The organism is Burkholderia cepacia ATCC 25416, assembly GCF_001411495.1.
GTDB classification, from domain to species: domain Bacteria; phylum Pseudomonadota; class Gammaproteobacteria; order Burkholderiales; family Burkholderiaceae; genus Burkholderia; species Burkholderia cepacia.
The window spans coordinates 1,965,052-1,980,443 of the sequence record NZ_CP012982.1 but is presented as its reverse complement, the minus strand read 5'-3'; the positions used below and the strand labels follow the sequence as shown (position 1 = coordinate 1,980,443).

The 15,392-nt window shown below is 65.7% G+C and carries 8 protein-coding genes; 3 read left to right on the top strand and 5 right to left on the bottom strand.

Features of this window, described 5'->3' with window-relative positions; translation table 11 throughout:
* Window positions 1-103: 103 nt before the first annotated feature.
* From APZ15_RS26170 to APZ15_RS26145, 5 genes are all read right to left on the bottom strand, one after another.
* Entirely contained in the window at window positions 104-3,217 is a 3,114-nt protein-coding gene (locus tag APZ15_RS26170) for a hybrid sensor histidine kinase/response regulator (protein ID WP_027789966.1), read from the bottom strand.
* A 178-nt stretch (window positions 3,218-3,395) separates the two neighbouring features.
* Window positions 3,396-4,064 (bottom strand): response regulator, encoded by a 669-nt coding sequence (locus tag APZ15_RS26165; protein WP_027789967.1) that lies wholly within the window; start codon window positions 4,062-4,064, stop codon window positions 3,396-3,398.
* A gap of 618 nt (window positions 4,065-4,682) precedes the next feature.
* Window positions 4,683-7,787: an ATP-binding protein gene (locus APZ15_RS26155; RefSeq protein ID WP_027789969.1), complete on the bottom strand. Its 3,105-nt coding sequence runs from the start codon at window positions 7,785-7,787 to the stop codon at window positions 4,683-4,685.
* A gap of 605 nt (window positions 7,788-8,392) precedes the next feature.
* Window positions 8,393-11,728, bottom strand: a complete 3,336-nt coding sequence (locus tag APZ15_RS26150) for a two-partner secretion domain-containing protein (RefSeq protein WP_027789970.1) — start codon at window positions 11,726-11,728, stop codon at window positions 8,393-8,395.
* A 63-nt stretch (window positions 11,729-11,791) separates the two neighbouring features.
* Window positions 11,792-13,564 carry a ShlB/FhaC/HecB family hemolysin secretion/activation protein gene (locus APZ15_RS26145; protein ID WP_226153310.1) on the bottom strand — a complete coding sequence of 591 codons (1,773 nt, stop codon included), beginning with the start codon at window positions 13,562-13,564 and terminating at the stop codon, window positions 11,792-11,794.
* A gap of 294 nt (window positions 13,565-13,858) precedes the next feature.
* On the opposite strand from APZ15_RS26145, the gene APZ15_RS26140 reads away from it, so the two are divergent.
* From APZ15_RS26140 to APZ15_RS26130, 3 genes are all read left to right on the top strand, one after another.
* The gene (locus tag APZ15_RS26140) at window positions 13,859-14,491 is read left to right on the top strand and encodes a LysE family translocator (protein WP_027789972.1); all 633 of its coding nucleotides are present in this window, start codon (window positions 13,859-13,861) and stop codon (window positions 14,489-14,491) included.
* Window positions 14,492-14,706: 215 nt separating this feature from the next.
* Window positions 14,707-15,048, top strand: a complete 342-nt coding sequence (locus tag APZ15_RS26135) for a type II toxin-antitoxin system RelE/ParE family toxin (RefSeq protein WP_027789973.1) — start codon at window positions 14,707-14,709, stop codon at window positions 15,046-15,048.
* The gene (locus tag APZ15_RS26130) at window positions 15,035-15,322 is read left to right on the top strand and encodes a helix-turn-helix domain-containing protein (protein ID WP_027789974.1); all 288 of its coding nucleotides are present in this window, start codon (window positions 15,035-15,037) and stop codon (window positions 15,320-15,322) included. The genes APZ15_RS26135 and APZ15_RS26130 overlap by 14 nt, the downstream gene beginning before the upstream one ends.
* The last annotated feature ends 70 nt before the right edge of the window (window positions 15,323-15,392 follow it).

The window sequence follows — 15,392 nt, the reverse complement described above, 5'->3', positions numbered from 1 at the left end:
CGGTAGGAACGCATCTGCGTCTGCGCAGCGGCTATCGGGATGTTCATTTAGCGATGCGCAGCACGACGGCCGCCAGCCCAGAACCGGCGATCAATACTTCGGCCTATTTTCCCGACACACGCGAGCCCGCCTCGTCGTCCGTCGACAGCCGTTCGAGTGCCAACCGAACCGCCTCCACGGTCGAATCCCACACGCGCTTCAATGCTTCCGGACCACCGTCCCGCATCGCGTGTTCGGCGCGCGCGCATGCATCGCGCGCATCGACGTCGCCCGCCAGCGCAAAGCCACCGCGCATCGAATGCAGTTCGATCCGCAGCGTATCGGCGTCGCCGCTCGCGAGGGCGTCGTCGATCGCCGCGAGCGAATGCAGCGTCGCATCACGCAGCGTGCGCCGCACCTCGTCGGTCATCGTGGGCGCGACGGGCGCTTGCCCGCGGGCCGGCGCGGGCGATGCCGTATCGCGTCCCGCGTGCCTCCGCAACGCCGCATCGAGCGTCTCGATCGACAGCGGCTTGAGCACGACTTCCACCGCGCCAGCCTGTGCACAGCGCCGGCGATCCTCATCGGTCGCATGCGCAGTCATCGCGATCACGGGCACGCGCGCGCCCTGCTCGCGCAGGAAGTTCGCGAGCGCGAAGCCGTCGAGTTCCGGCATGCCGAGATCGGTCAGCACGACGTCGTACGGACGCTCGAAGAACGCGCGCATCGCCTCGATGCCGTTGGAAACGATCGTCGCGTCGTAGCCCAACGCGTCGAGCTGGTCGCGCAGCAACGCCCGGCTTGCCGGATGATCCTCGGCGACGAGTACTTTCAGCGGTTCTTCATCGTCGGCCACCGCGTCCGTTTCGGCCTCTTCGCCACCTTCGAATTCGGCCTCCGCTTCGTACCCGCGCGCAGTTTCCGCGAACGTCCCGGGTTCCGGCGCATCGTCTCGCCAGCCGGACGGCGCTTCGGGCAGCGGCAACGCCGCCACGAAAACCGTGCCTTCGCCAAGACGACTGTCGACGCTCAACTCGCCGCCCATCAGCGTCACGATGCGCCGGCACAGCGGCAGCCCTAGCCCCGTACCGCCAAAGCGCCGGTAGATCGACGCATCGGTCTGGATATAGACATCGAACAGGGTCGGCATGCTGTCTTCAGGAATGCCGATGCCCGTATCGCTGACGGCGATTTCGACGCCACGACCGGCCGGGCCCGACTGTGCAAGCCGCACGTCGATCGTCACGCCGCCGCGCTTCGTAAACTTGATCGCATTGCTGACGAGGTTCGAGACCAGTTGCCGCAGCCGTGTCGAGTCGCCCACGTAACCATCGGCGAGATCCGGGGCAATACGGCACGTCAGCGCCAGGTTTTTCGCATCCGCGAGCGGACGGAAGATCGCGGCCACGTCGTTCACGACACGATGCAGGTCGAACGGGATACTTTCGAGCGCCATCTGGTTCGACTCGGCCTTCGACAGGTCGAGCACGTCGTTGATCACGCGCAGCAGCGCATCGGACGACGACATGATCGTCCCCAGCCGGCGCCGAAGCGGCGCCGTCATCTGCGCGCGCTCCATCAGCTCCAGGTTGCCGATTATCGCGTTGAGCGGCGTGCGGATCTCGTGGCTCATCGTCGCGAGGAACGTCGACTTCGCCTTGTTCGCGAACTCGGCGGCTTCACGCGCCTCGCGCAGCTTCTCCTCCGCCTGCTTGCGGGCCGTGATGTCGAGCAGCGTGCACAGCAGCACGTCGATGCCGCGGTACTTGGTGCGCACGATGTGCGCGTCGAGATAGACGGTGCCGTGTCCCGCGCGCTCGACGGCCAGTTCCCGCGTCACGCGCGCACGCGCGTTGCCGGCGGGCGCACCGTCTCGGTACGCGCGCCACAGCCGCTTGCCGAGCGGCTCGCCCGACACGTCCCGCTCGTACGCGATCAGCGCGTCGTTGCGCACGATGGCTTCGCCGTCGACGAACGACAGCAGCACGAGCCCGGCCGGCGCCGTGCGGATCAGCGTCCGGTTGAGCGCCTCGCTTTCGATCAGGCGAATCGCTCGCCGATTCGCCGGACGCAGCGCCCGCCGGTCGAACATCACGATTGCGATCCACAGCAGCACGATCGCGAAGAGCGCGGGTGCGACCGTCAAGCTCGCGCGCAAGGCTATGTCGCTCAGAACGGCACGCCATGAGATGGTCGCCATCACCACCTCGTCCGATCTCGGTATCCGGTCACTGACGACGAAGTTCATACCGACGCGATGTGCGACCGCTCGCTCGCCGGCCTCGTGGCGCGCATGCTCGAGCGCACGGGCCACCATCGTACTGTCGGGTTGCCCGCCGAGCAGAAGGTTTCCGCCGGAATCGACGAGCGCGTATTCCCTGCCGGCGCCCGGCGAGCGCAGTATCCCCTCTATCAGCGGCAGGCTGTTGATGACGAACCAGACGACCGGCTTGCCGTTCGCGCCGCGCACCCATTGCACCATCCGCAGCACGGAGCGCCCGAGCACCGGATCGAATCGCCGGTCCAGCGCAATCGCGTTTCGACGAACGGCGGGCGCGGTCGATACAGCCGCATCCGCCGTCGATACGGCCGTATCGTTCCTCGTCGGCAGCAGTTGCTCGGCCAGTGCCCTCACATCGAAACCGGCTGGCAGTGCAAGCGCCCGCTTCACGAGCGGATGCCCTGCCGCCACGATGAAATCTCCGTTCGGATCGATCAGATAAGCGGAACCGCCCGGATCGGCCGGTTGCGGCGGCGGCAGGACGCCCGTCACCGCTACCCCCTCGAGATAGCGGACGAGGTAAGGCAAGTGACTGTTCGCCGATGCGGCCGGCGGGATATCGGCGAATGCGGCGATCGCAATTCGCCCTTTGCGCCCGACGAACGTCTGCTTGCCGTGCTTGCCGGCGAGCAACCCGGGCAGGCCCGGCGAATTTTCAGCGACGTTGGCCCACTGCAGCTCGATGTCCTCGACATAGCGATTCCGCAGCGCCCGCATGATCTCCACCTCGGCAACGAGTTCGGCCCTGCGCCCCGTGAACTCGACGCGGAAGCGCTCGAGCGACTCCTGCACGTCGAGCAGCAAAACCAGCGTCGCGCACACCAGAATGAACGCCGAGATCGCCGCGCCGCTGCCATACAGCAGAAACTGCTGCTGCCGCCGGACGCGCCCCGGCTCGAATGGCTTGCGAACAGCCACCGCGCCGTGCGAGAAAAGTCTTTTCAGCTTTGCGGGCATGTCGTGTCGATCTCGTTGCTCGTGGCCGGGCGTACCGAATCATTCACCGATGCGGGCGCATCGGCTCCCTGGAAAACAGGGTAGTCGTGTCGCGCGGCGTGCCTCCGCCCGCACGCAATGCGTCACTTCGGCGGCGTGCGCCCCGAAGCCGACCGGAGCGGCAGCCGGCCCTCGCACGTCACGTCGACGCGGAATCGTCGTCGGACGCGCCGGCGAGTTTTTGCTCATCGTTGTAACGGATCAGATCCGCGTCGCGAACGATCCCGAGTTTCTTCATTGCGCTCGACTTCTGCGAACTGATGGTTTGCTTGCTGCGATGGAGCTGCGCGGCGATCTCTCCCACCGTGTAGCCCGCGCCGAACAACCGGACAACCTCGATCTCGCGCGACGTCAGTGCGCGGGCAGTGGGCTCGGATTCGATGTCCTGCAGGAGCTGCTTGATGTACGGCGACATGTAGTTCGCACCGACATACGCGGCATGCACGGCGCCGATCAGGTGCGAGATCGCGTCCGACTTGCTGAGGATGCAGCTCACGCCCTGGCTGTGAATCGCGCGCAGCACGCTCGGATTGTCGATCATCGTGATCGTCACGATATGCAGCGCCGGATAGCGGCGCTGCAGGAACGACAGCAGCACGAGCCCGTCGCCGTACTTGCCGCCCGGCATCACGTAGTCGAGCACGAGCACGTCGCTCTGCTGCGCGTCGAGCGCCGCGACCAGGTCCGTCGAGTTCGAAACGGTGCCCACAAGCTTGATCGTGCTGTTGCCTTGCAGCGACTGCGACATGCCGAGCGCGGACGCCGGATGATCGTCGGCCACCATCACGCGCACAAAGAATTCGTCCATGTTCCTGTTTCCCCGAGGCTTTCAGTCACGCTTCCGGTCCCCGCCGCGACGGGGAGCATGCTCGCGCCATCGTGTCGATAGCTGGCCGTATACGGCGCACCGGACTAATAGTGACTCAATTTTAAGATAAATCCCGGTTCGCCCTGCAATATCTGTGCGGCCCACGCGGCGGACGATATGCGCCGACGCCCGTGATGCGCACGACGAGTCCGCACGGCCGCGCCATGCAGATTTGCCGAAGTTCAAGACGGCTCGGCGCCGTTACGGGATGCCGGCCGCGCTCTCTCGCAGCGCGGCCGTGCCGCTACACGGCGCGCTATCGCTGGCTCGAATCGCCGGGCAGGTCATGCGAGTTGCCATCCACCCTATTTTTCCACTCGGTCAGCACACGTCGCCGCTGAACCGGCGACATCAGCAGAAACTCGTTCATCATCGTCAGGAACTCCCGACGAGACTTCTCAGAGAGTGCGGCAAAATCGAGCAACAGTGCGAATATCTTCCCTACATGGCGCACAGCGTTCCCCTCCAGTATTGATTTGAAATCTGCCGCGCGACGTGCGTCGGCACCCTGCCTCTGTTGTTATCTCGAATACTCGTTGATGCGTTCGCTGCTGTTGGTTACTTGTCATGCAACACCGTTTCATGATTGGTTGAGCCCAATGGGCACGCGGCCGCGCATGGCTCCTGCGCCGGAGTCGCGGCACGCCGCTGCCGCGCATGCGCAAGCGCGCCGCGCAGGTGCCTGAGCGTCACGGGTTTCGTCAATACGCGTCGCACACCCGCTGTCGTGCAGCGGTGCATGCTTTCGGGCGTCAGATGAGACGTCACGACCAGTACGTCGCACGCGGGATCGACGCCGCGCGCCGCTTCCGCCAGTTGGTGCGCGCGCATGTCGGGCAGATCGTCGCCGATCAACAGCACGTCCCAGTCGTCGCCAGCCAGCAATTCGAGCGCCGCATGCCCCGATCCGACCTCGGTTGCCGTGCAGCCGAGCGCGCACAACTGTTCGCTGAAAATCGAGCCGTTGATGGTTTCGTCGTCGGCGACGAGCACGCGCAATGCACGACTGCCGCGCGCGGCCGCGTCGCACGACATTTCGGCCGTCGCCGAATCGCGTGCGGGCGAATCGTCACGCCGCGGGGCATCGCCCGATACGGCACCAATCCCGCTTTCGTCTCGCATCGGGCCGCCGAGCGCCAGCGCAGCGCGCAAGCCGCCGAGCGAATAACTCGATACGCGTACCGTGCCACCCGCGCGATACGGTTCGAGCGGGCCGTCGGGTATCGCGAGTATCAGCGGTGCGCAATCGCTCAGGCTGGCCAGATCCGCGTGCGACCATGTGTCGGAATCGCCGAACAGCACGACCGCGCCGCGTCGTGCGGTGCCGGCCGGCAGACTCGACGGGCTGTTGTACACGCTGACGTCGAATCCCCATGCGCGCAGATGCGGCAACGCAAAATCGCGCCACCCGGGATGTGCGGCGATCAGTGTCAGCCGGTGTGCGCGAGCCGTGCGCGGCCGGTCGAGTGCGACGACGTCCAGGCCGAGCGGCAGAAGCACCGTGAAACGGCTGCCGGCGCCCGGTCCGCTCGCCACTTCGATGCGGCCGCCCATCGCCGCGACGAGCCGGTCGCACAGCGCAAGCCCAAGCCCCGTGCCCCCGTAACGCCGTGTGATCGATGTGTCGACCTGCGAAAACGCGTTGAACAGCTTGCGTCGATGTTCAGCGGCGATGCCGATGCCGGTGTCCTCGACCTCGACCGACAGCTCCGGCGTGTCGTGCCTTTCGGCAACGACCGCGACGCGTACGGTCACGCGGCCGACATCGGTAAACTTGAGCGCGTTGCTCAGCAGGTTGCGGAGCACTTGCGCGAACCGGGTCGGATCGCCGCGCATCTGTTGCGTACTGCTCGCATGGATCTCGCAGAATAGCTGTACCCCCTTCGCCTTCGCGATCGTCGCGAACGCATTCAACTCGCGCTCGACCGTCGCGATCACGTCGAACTCGATCGATTCGACCGACATCGCACCGGCCTCGATCTTCGAGAAATCGAGAATGTCGCTGACGAGCGCGAGCAGGCTCGTCGCCGACGTGCGCAACGTGTGCACGCGATCATGCTGGGTCGCGTCGAGCGCCGAGCGCTCGAGCAGTTCAAGGTTGCCGAGAATCACGTTCAGCGGCGTACGGATCTCGTGGCTCATCGCCGCGAGGAACGACGATTTCGCGGCGTTGGCCGAATCGGCCGCGCGCACGGCCTCTTCCAGTTGCTGCACAAGCTGCCGCTTGGCGGTCATGTCGGCGACCGCGGCGATCAGCACGTCCGTTCCCTGATAGCGTGCGCCGCACGCAATGAATTCGAGGTGCAGATGCGCGGCTTCCACGCCCCCCACCAGGAGGTCGTCGTGCAGCACGCCGCCTGCGTCGCCGCGCGCCTGCCATGCGTCGGCCACCTGGCTCGACAGCGCATGATAGTCGCCGCCGATCCGCCCAACCATGTCCGTGAGCGCAGGGCTCGCGAGCATGAAACGCCCGTCGTCGCGCGCGATCAGCCCGAGCCCGATCGGCGCCATCTCGATCACGCTGCGGCACAGCGCTTCGCTGTCGAACACGCGCTGCGAACGCGTGTAAAGCGGCACGAACTCTCGCCGATGAAAGCGCAGCAGCAGCCCCCACATGACCATGAGCGCGAGCAATGTCGCGGCACCGAGCATACCGGCAGAATGCGCGACGCCGGCCGCGATGTCGGTCCACGACAGCGCATACGCAAGCGTCCAGCCCGTCGATTCGAGCTTGCCGTGAAACAACAGGAAGCCGTCGCGGAACACGGGTGCGCCCGACGACGACGCACCGTCCCGCCACGGGTTCAGCTTCAGCAGGCTTTCCACGCGATCGGCATCGTGCGCCGACGGATCCATCGTGACGAGCCGGCCATCGGCCGTCGTGATGTAGAACGCGCCTTCCGGGCGATAGTCGGCAAGCCAGGACAGCAGGTAATCGGGTGGATATTCGGTGACGAGCACCGCAAACGGTTTACCGTTGTCGCGCGCCTCGGCCGCAATCCGGATACGCGACTGCCCCGACACGGGATCGATGAACGGCGCCAGCCAGCGCACATGCGGGCGCGTATCGGCGATGCCAGGATACGGGCGCTCGAAATCGACGCGCAACGCGTCCAGCACGCGCGTACGGCTTTCCAGTGAAACCAGTGCCGGATCGTCGCGGTCCCGATGGGGAATCAGCGCGAGCAATCCCGTACGCGTGCTGTAGTGGTAGCCCTCCAGCGTACGCCCGCGATTGATCGAACTGGCCGCGCAGATGCGCGACAGCAGCACCGACAGCGACAGATAGCGCGCGACTTCGGCCCGGTTGCCGGTTTGCGCCGGCACACCGACGATGAGCGACGGATACGGCCGGGTCGCGATGCGTTGGTCGTTGGCGAAGAATTCGTCGACGACGGCCGCCGGCGCGTCGCTGGCCTCCTGCCAGATCAGTTGCGCGTTCGCGACGCCGTTGCGGAACGAGGTTTCGCTCACGTGGATTTCGTTGAGCGTCTGTTCCAGGCCGTTCAGGTAGTTGCGCCGCGCCCCCTCGACGTAACCCGAGACGATCGACGCCATCCCGAGACCGCAAGCGATCAGGACAAGGACGGTGACGACGATTCCGCCGCCGAACACCGAAATGCTCTGGTAGCGACGAAGGGATTGAAGCGGGCTCTGCGACATGGCGCGCGGCGACGATCGCGAACGCAACCGGAACGACGTCGTTCCGGCACCCGTGATCGTCTCGGAATACACCTGAAAAAAGAGGGATTTCCGATCATGCCAAAGGCCCGCGCGGGCGTCCTCATCGAATGAACCATTTCGTACACGTCACACAGAATGTCGAAATACTTTCGGACTTGACCGAACCTTGATGCCGCAAATATGAGTCGCTTGTTCCGCATTGCGTTGAATGCGTGTTCGGCGGATCAACCTCTCGGGCAACGCAATGTGTCGAAGTTTTTTAGAGATAACTCCGATCGCGCTGCCGCCATGACGCGTACTGCCGACGCGAATACCGACCGTTCCGACGATTCTGCGGGCGTGTCAGGCTCGCCGCCAAAAAGAAAAGGTTCTTCACGAAGCGACGTGAAGAACCTTTGAAAGACATCGTTTCGACGACGACCGGTCGGCTATGGCATGCATACCACCATCGCCGACCGGCCAACCCGCCCGGCACCTACGCCGAACGGGCGTCGAGTCGAAGCCGCGACAGCACGACGTGCCCGGGAGGCGAGCGGCACTGCAACGAACGCCGCCTCCCGGAACGGGACCGATCAGTTCCCGATTTAGCGGAGATTGAGGCCCACGAGCTGCACCGTCGCCGCGCTTCCGCTCACGCTATTGCCGCTCATCCAGCCGAAGTTGACACCGAACAGCCCACCGTAGAACTGGTCGTACCCGGCCGTGTAGGCAATACGGCTGCTCGAGCTCGAACGATCGACGTTGCCGAAGTTTTCGCCGGCCACGCCGCCCAGCCGTGCATAGCGCCCGCCGGACACTGAACCCGACGCCGACGACGACGCGATCTTGCCGTCGTTTGCGCCGACGAGACCGCCGACCGAACTGCCATCGCCGCCCTTCACCGAACCGGAAGCGTCGGATGCATCGATCGATGCGCCCATGAAGTTATGGCCGACCAGACCGCCGACGGCGCTATCGGCGCCCACGACGACGTCGCCCGACGCGCTGGACGACGACACGCGGCCCATGTTGAATCCGACCAGGCCGCCTGCCTTGCCCGTACCGGCTACGTTCACGGCCCCTCTTGCTTTAGAGCCCGCCACCGTGCCGGCATTCATGCCGACGAGACCGCCCGCGATGCCGCTATCGCCGACAGATACGTTGCCGTCGGCCGAGGAAGCGGCCACGGTGCCGAAGTTTTCGCCGACGAGACCACCCGCCTGGCCCCGCGCGCCGACCTTGACCGCTCCGTTGGCCGACGAACCGTCCACGTTGCCGAGGTTCGAGCCGACAAGGCCGCCGGCCTTCACGTCGTCGCTCCCGTTCACGTTGCCGTGTGCGCTCGATGCGATCACCTTGCCGAGGAAGTCGTTGCGGCCGACGAGGCCACCCAGATCGCTGTCGGCACCCGTCGAGACGTCGCCGTTCGCGGTGGATGCGCTGACGGTGCCCGCGTTATACCCCACGAGCCCGCCCGCCACCGCGGCGTTGCCGGCCTGAACGCTACCGTTCGCCGTCGACGCCAGGATCGTCGCGCGGTTGACGCCGACGAGCCCGCCGACGATGGCCGACTTGCCGGCAACGACATTGCCGCCCGCCGTCGACGCTGCGATCTTGCCGAGATTTTCCCCGACGAGGCCACCCGCCTTGGCGTTGTCGCCCACGGTCACGCTGCCCGTCGCGTCGGAGGCCTCGATCGATGCGGTGTTGTAGCCGACGAGGCCGCCCGCCGTCGCGTCATGGCCGGCCCGCACGCTCGCGGACGACGAAGAAGCGTTGATGCGCCCGGCCTTGTTCGCGCCGTCGTTGACACCGACGAGACCGCCGACACGCGCGCCGCGGGCCATGGCCGTAACGCTGCCTGCTGCCGTCGACGCCTTGATAACGCCACGGTTGAGACCGACCAGACCGCCCGTGTTGCCGGCCGACTGGCTGCCGATCTGTACGTTGGCGCTGCTGTTGCTGATGATCGCGTCGCCGCGATTCGGCCACAGGACGGTGATGTTTTCTCCGACCAGTCCGCCAACGGAGATCGCATCCTTGTCGCCTTCGACACGGCCGGAAACGGATGCGCGATCGATCGTGCCGCTCAGGTTGCTGCCGACCAGGCCACCGACCATCGTACGGCCGCTGCCGCTTACCAGGACGTCCTTCGCCTTCACGTTCGAGATCTCGCCCATGTTGTAGCCGGCCAATGCGCCGACGCTGACGGGCGAGCCGCTGGCCGGCGCAAATGCCCGTGCCGTGATTTTTTCAAGCGTGAGGTTGGCGATACGGCCGGTATTGGACGCGAACAGCCCGACGACCGCCACGCCGGGATTCGTGACCGACAGGTTGCGCACGGTATTGCCCAGACCGTCGAACGCGCCGCCGAAGCTCGCGCTGTTGCCGCCGAGGCTGCGGAATTGCGCGCCGTTGCCGTCGATCGCATTACCCAGCACGTAACGACCGTTCATGTTGCCGTCGACACCGCGCAGCCCAGCGAGATCGTGAATCACCCGATACGCTTCGCCGTTCGCCGAGAACGACGCATTGCGACCCGACAGCGTGACCACCGCATCGTCGTTCGTCAGCGTATGCCCGCTGCCCGAGTTCAGTGCGAGGCTCGCGTTTTCGCCCGTCAACGTCACCTTGTTGCCGAGCCGGATTTGTTTTGCCGCGTTCATCGTCACGCCCGCGTTCGCGCCGCTCGCCGTCAGCGACTGCTTCAGGTCGACGTTGCCCTTTTTCGACGTCAGCGCCAGCGCGTTGTCGCTCGCCCAGTTCACCGCGTCGCCCACCGTCAGGTCGCCCGACGTGTTGGTCAGCGCCACGTTCGTCGTGCCCAGGTTGCGCGACAACGTCTCACCGTCGATCACGACGTCGGCGTTGCCGCCTACCCCGGCGTTGGCCGCCTCGATCGTCCACAGTCCCGCCTTGCCCGACACCGCACGCGTATCCACCTGCACGTCGCGCGACACCACCACCCGCTCGCCGCGCGTCGTCACCGTGCCGCCCGTCGTCGATGCGTCCTGCGCGCTCGCGTCCAGCTTGCCCGCGACATGCACCTGGCCACCGTCCAGCGTGATCTTCCCGGCGCGGCTGCTCAGCCCCTTCGCCTCGATCGTGCCGCTGTTCTTCACCACCGAGCCCAGCAGGTCGCCTGCCGCGCGCGCCGTCATCAGCACTTCCCCGCCGTCCGCCTTCAGCAGCCCGCCGTTGTTCGCCTGCGCGTCCACCGCACCGCCTTCGACCTGCAGGTTCAGCAGCCCGCTGCCGTCGAAGTTCACGTTGAACGCATTGCCCGCGCCCAGCGCCACGCGGCCCATCTGCGCGCGGATCACGCCCGTGTTCGATACCCGTGCGCCCAGCAGCGCCACGCTGCCGCCTTCCGTCGCCGCGATCGTCCCCGCGTTCTCCACCGCTTGACCCGACGTGCCCGCGAACCGGTAGCGGCCCGCCATGAAATCAGCGTCCGACAGGTTCTGCGTCGACGCCACCAGGCCACCCACGTTCACCTGTGCGCCCGAGCCGAACATCACCCCGTTCGGGTTCACCAGGAACACGCGACCGTTCGCGTCGATCTGACCGTGAATCTGGCTGCCGTTCGCCCCGATCACCCGGTTCAGCGCGATCGACTGGTTCGTCGGCTGCTTGAACGACACCCGCTCGCCGCCGCCCACGCTGAAGTCCTGCCAGTTCGTGATCAGCTTGTCCGTGTGCTGGTTGATCGACATCGTCTTGTTGTCCGCCGACGTCGCGATGTCCGCTTGCCCCCCCGCGATCACGCCGCCCGTCGGCAGTGCGTACGCACCCGACGCTGCCGCCAGCCCCAGCAGCGACACGCCCGCCGCGAGCAGGCGCTTGCCGCCGCCCGACTTGCCGCGACGGCGCGCCGTTTCCCCGACTGCGCACCAGCCGCCCTGCACTTCATTCCACACCAATGAATAGGCCTTGTTCATTTTGGTATCCTCTTCAATTTATATTTACAACCCCGCCTTGCCAGACGGAACGATCACGCGTGCTCAGAAATACTGAGCGGCCTGAACCCATACGCTCGGCGCGCGGGTCGGCGAGCCGGTCGCCGCGCCGAGCGGCCACGCGGCCGTCAGCGTCACCTGGCGCTTCGCGCCATACCAGCTCGCGCCGACACCGCCGGCCTGCATGTGCTGCATGTTTCGTTCTCGCGTCCACGGGTGCTTGTCGCCCTGCACGCGCCCGGCATCGACGAACGTGCTGACCTGCCATCCCGGCGCGACGAGATAACGCAGCTCCGCGCTGGCCTGCCAGCCCTGGTCGCCGCTGCCGGCACCGAGCGCATACGCGCGCACGCCGTACGGGCCGCCGAGACTGAACTTCTCCGATTCGTCGAGATTGCGCGACGCGAGCTGCGCGCTGAACTGCGTGTACAACTCGAGCCTCCGCCCCAGCGCCTGCACGCGCAGCGCACTCACATTCAGCTTCGCAAAACTGCCGATCGACTTCTTCAGCGCATCCGCTTCGAACGGATCGTTGCTGCGCAGCCGCCCGACGCCGAACATCACCGAGAACCCGTTGCGGCCGCCGCCCAGCAAGCCGTCCTGACTGTTGCCGCTGACGCCGAAGGTCCACAGGCCGACGTTCTTGTCGCGCCGGATGTCGAATACGCCGTAGTCGTCGCGCAGGTTCTTGTTTTCGTACTGGATCTGCGCGGTGACGCTCAGGGTGCGCGCGCGCACGAGCGGCTGCGTGACGTACGCGGTCTGCACGCTCGCACGGCCTTGGGAATCGAGATCGGAAAACGCGCCGCCGAGCCGGTAGCGCAGCGACGAATACGCGACGCCGACCCGCGTCGACGCGGGCCCGACCGGTACCTGGTAGGCGGCACGGTAGTAGCGCTGCAGTTCGTTGCTGACGAGCCCGCGCAGGCTCAGGCGATCGCCGAGCCGCAGCGGTGAATTGACGTCGATACTGCCGCCGAGACGGTAGCGCCCGAGCGCCACGTCGCCGAAGTTGTCGAATTCGAGCGATCCGGACGCGAGCGGCCCTTTGTCGGCGTCGACGACGAGATCGGTGGTGCCGGGCGTTTCGCCCGGACGCAACGTGCCGCGCGCACCGACGCCAGCGAGATCGTCGAGCAGCAAAAGGCTGCGCTCGAGATCGGTCCCGCGTACGACATCGCCCGGATGCAGCGCCGAGAGCGGCTGGCGCAGCGCGGCACCGAGCACGCGCGAATGGTTCTGGATCGTGATGGCGCCGTAGCGCCCTTCGGTGATTTCGATACGCACGACGCCGTCATCGATGTCCTGGCGAGGCAGGTAGGCGCGTGCAAGCACGTAGCCATGGCGGCGATAGAAGGCTGTGATACGCCCGGCGGCGCGTTGCAGGTCGGCGAAACTCAACGTGCCGCCGGCCAGATCGGCGACGAGCGGCAGCAGTTTGTCGCTGCCGAACACGGTATTGCCGTCGAGCGCGAATGCGCGAACGAACACGAGCGGCCCCGACTCCGGCGCGCTCTCGGCGGCCTCTTCCGACGGCGGAACCGTAAGCTCTGGCGCGGATTCCGGCGGCAGATCCGGACGCGGCGTCTCGATGTCGCGCATCGCTCGCCCCGCGTCCGGCACTTGCGCAAGCGCCGGTTCGAACAGGCCCGCGGCACCGCCGCAGATCAGCGCCGCGCACAATGCGTGGCGGGCCCGCCGCGTCACGCTTGCGTCGCGCGGCACCGCATACGAACCGCCATCGAGCGATCGTGTCGCTTCGACGTTACCGATATCGACCCGACGGTGGTCGACGACTTGCATATGATCTACCCACATGGAACAGGTTCGGACCTTGCCGGCAAGGCACTTGCCAGCACTGACTCAAGGGCCGAATGCTACAGACAGACATTTCGCATGTATTTAGATCACGTACGAAAATTCGTGACTAAATTGTTAATTGCTGATGCAGTCGCACGAAGCGAGCGAATGGTCAAGACGGCTTCCGTTTTATCGAAAGGATGGAAGCCTGTCGGCCGTCGGCCAAATCATGGCGCGAGCACGGTTGACCGCCTGCAGCGGCACTCCTAAACTGGCATTCCTTTTTACGCCGCTCACGCAAAAGGGATTCCCATGATCGACCTCTCCACGCTCGCGCTGTTCTCCGGCGCGTGTCTCGCGCTGACCGCCACGCCGGGGCCCGACATGCTGCTGATCGCGTCCCGCAGCGTGAGCCAGGGCCGGCGTGCTGGCTTTGCGACGCTCGCCGGCATTCAGGCCGGCACTTACTGTCATGCACTCGCCGCCGCGCTCGGGCTGTCGCAGCTCTTTCTCGCGGTGCCGATCGCGTACGACATCGTGCGTTTCGCCGGCGCCGCGTATCTGCTCTATCTCGCGTGGAAGACGTTCCGTTCCGACGCAACCTCGCTGTCGCCTGTCGCGTCGCAGCGTCGCCACTCGACCACTACGATCTTCCGTCAGGGCCTGACGACGAACCTGCTGAATCCGAAGATGGCGCTGTTCGTGCTCGCGCTATTCCCGCAGTTCGTGCGGCCCGAGCATGGCTCGATCGCCGTGCAGATTCTCGTGCTCGCGACGGTGCTCAACCTGATCGGGCTCGTCGTGAACGGCGCGGTGATTCTCTCCGCGAGCCGGCTGAGCCGGCGGATCGGCGCGCGCCGCCGCGCGTCGAAGCTGCCGCAATACCTGCTCGGTACGGTGTTCGTGGGGCTCGCGGCAAGGCTCGCGGTGGCGGGGCGGAACTGATCTCGCTTCCTGCAGAAGCGCACGGGCAGGCCTGATATCCATTCGGACAACTAGCCGAATTCAGGCCACAGCCAAACAATCTGGCTCGCACATCAGCAACGAAGCACCGGAGAAACGCCTGAACGTTTCTCCGGTGCTTCCGTGCATTCGACGAGCCGCCCTCATGACAGACACGACGGCGCTCCTTCCTGCAAGGAAATAACAAATTTGTTACTATGCGAACCGTCGCGGATGAAATCCATTTCTTCAGCGAGCAAGTCGAGGCTGGCGTATTTGCGTTGCCGAAAACGCTGATCGCCAGATTCTTCGCACTCGCTGACCGCATGGAGCAGTACGGCCCGAATCCGGGCGAACCTCACACCAGGCCGATGGGCGACGGGTTGTACGAAATGCGGTTGAAGGGCCTGGAAGATATCGCACGTGTGTTTTACTGCGCGGTCGTCAACCGGCGGATCGTCATGCTTCACTGCTACGTGAAGAAGACGCAGAAAACGCCGCAGAAGGACCTGGAAACCGCGCGCCGCCGATTGAAGGAGATTCGAGATGGCAACCTATAAGGCACTGCGCGAGCGCGCGTTGGCCGATCCGACGGTATGCGCCGAGTACGACCGGCTGAACCGCGAGGAATTCGCGCTGCTCGACGCAATGCTGGCCGCCCGGCGAGCCGCCGGTCTTTCGCAAGCCGATGTGGCAGAGCGCATGGGCACGAAGGCGCCTGCCGTCACGCGGCTCGAACGTGCGCTCGCGACAGGCCAGCACTCGCCGTCGATTGATACGCTGCGCAAGTATGCGGCCGCATGCGGCAAGAAACTCGTGATCTCTTTCGCCTGAGTCGCACCAACGCACGGACGTGCATGAATCGGCCGTCGGTTCCTCGCGCGACTGATCGCCCAAGTGCCTT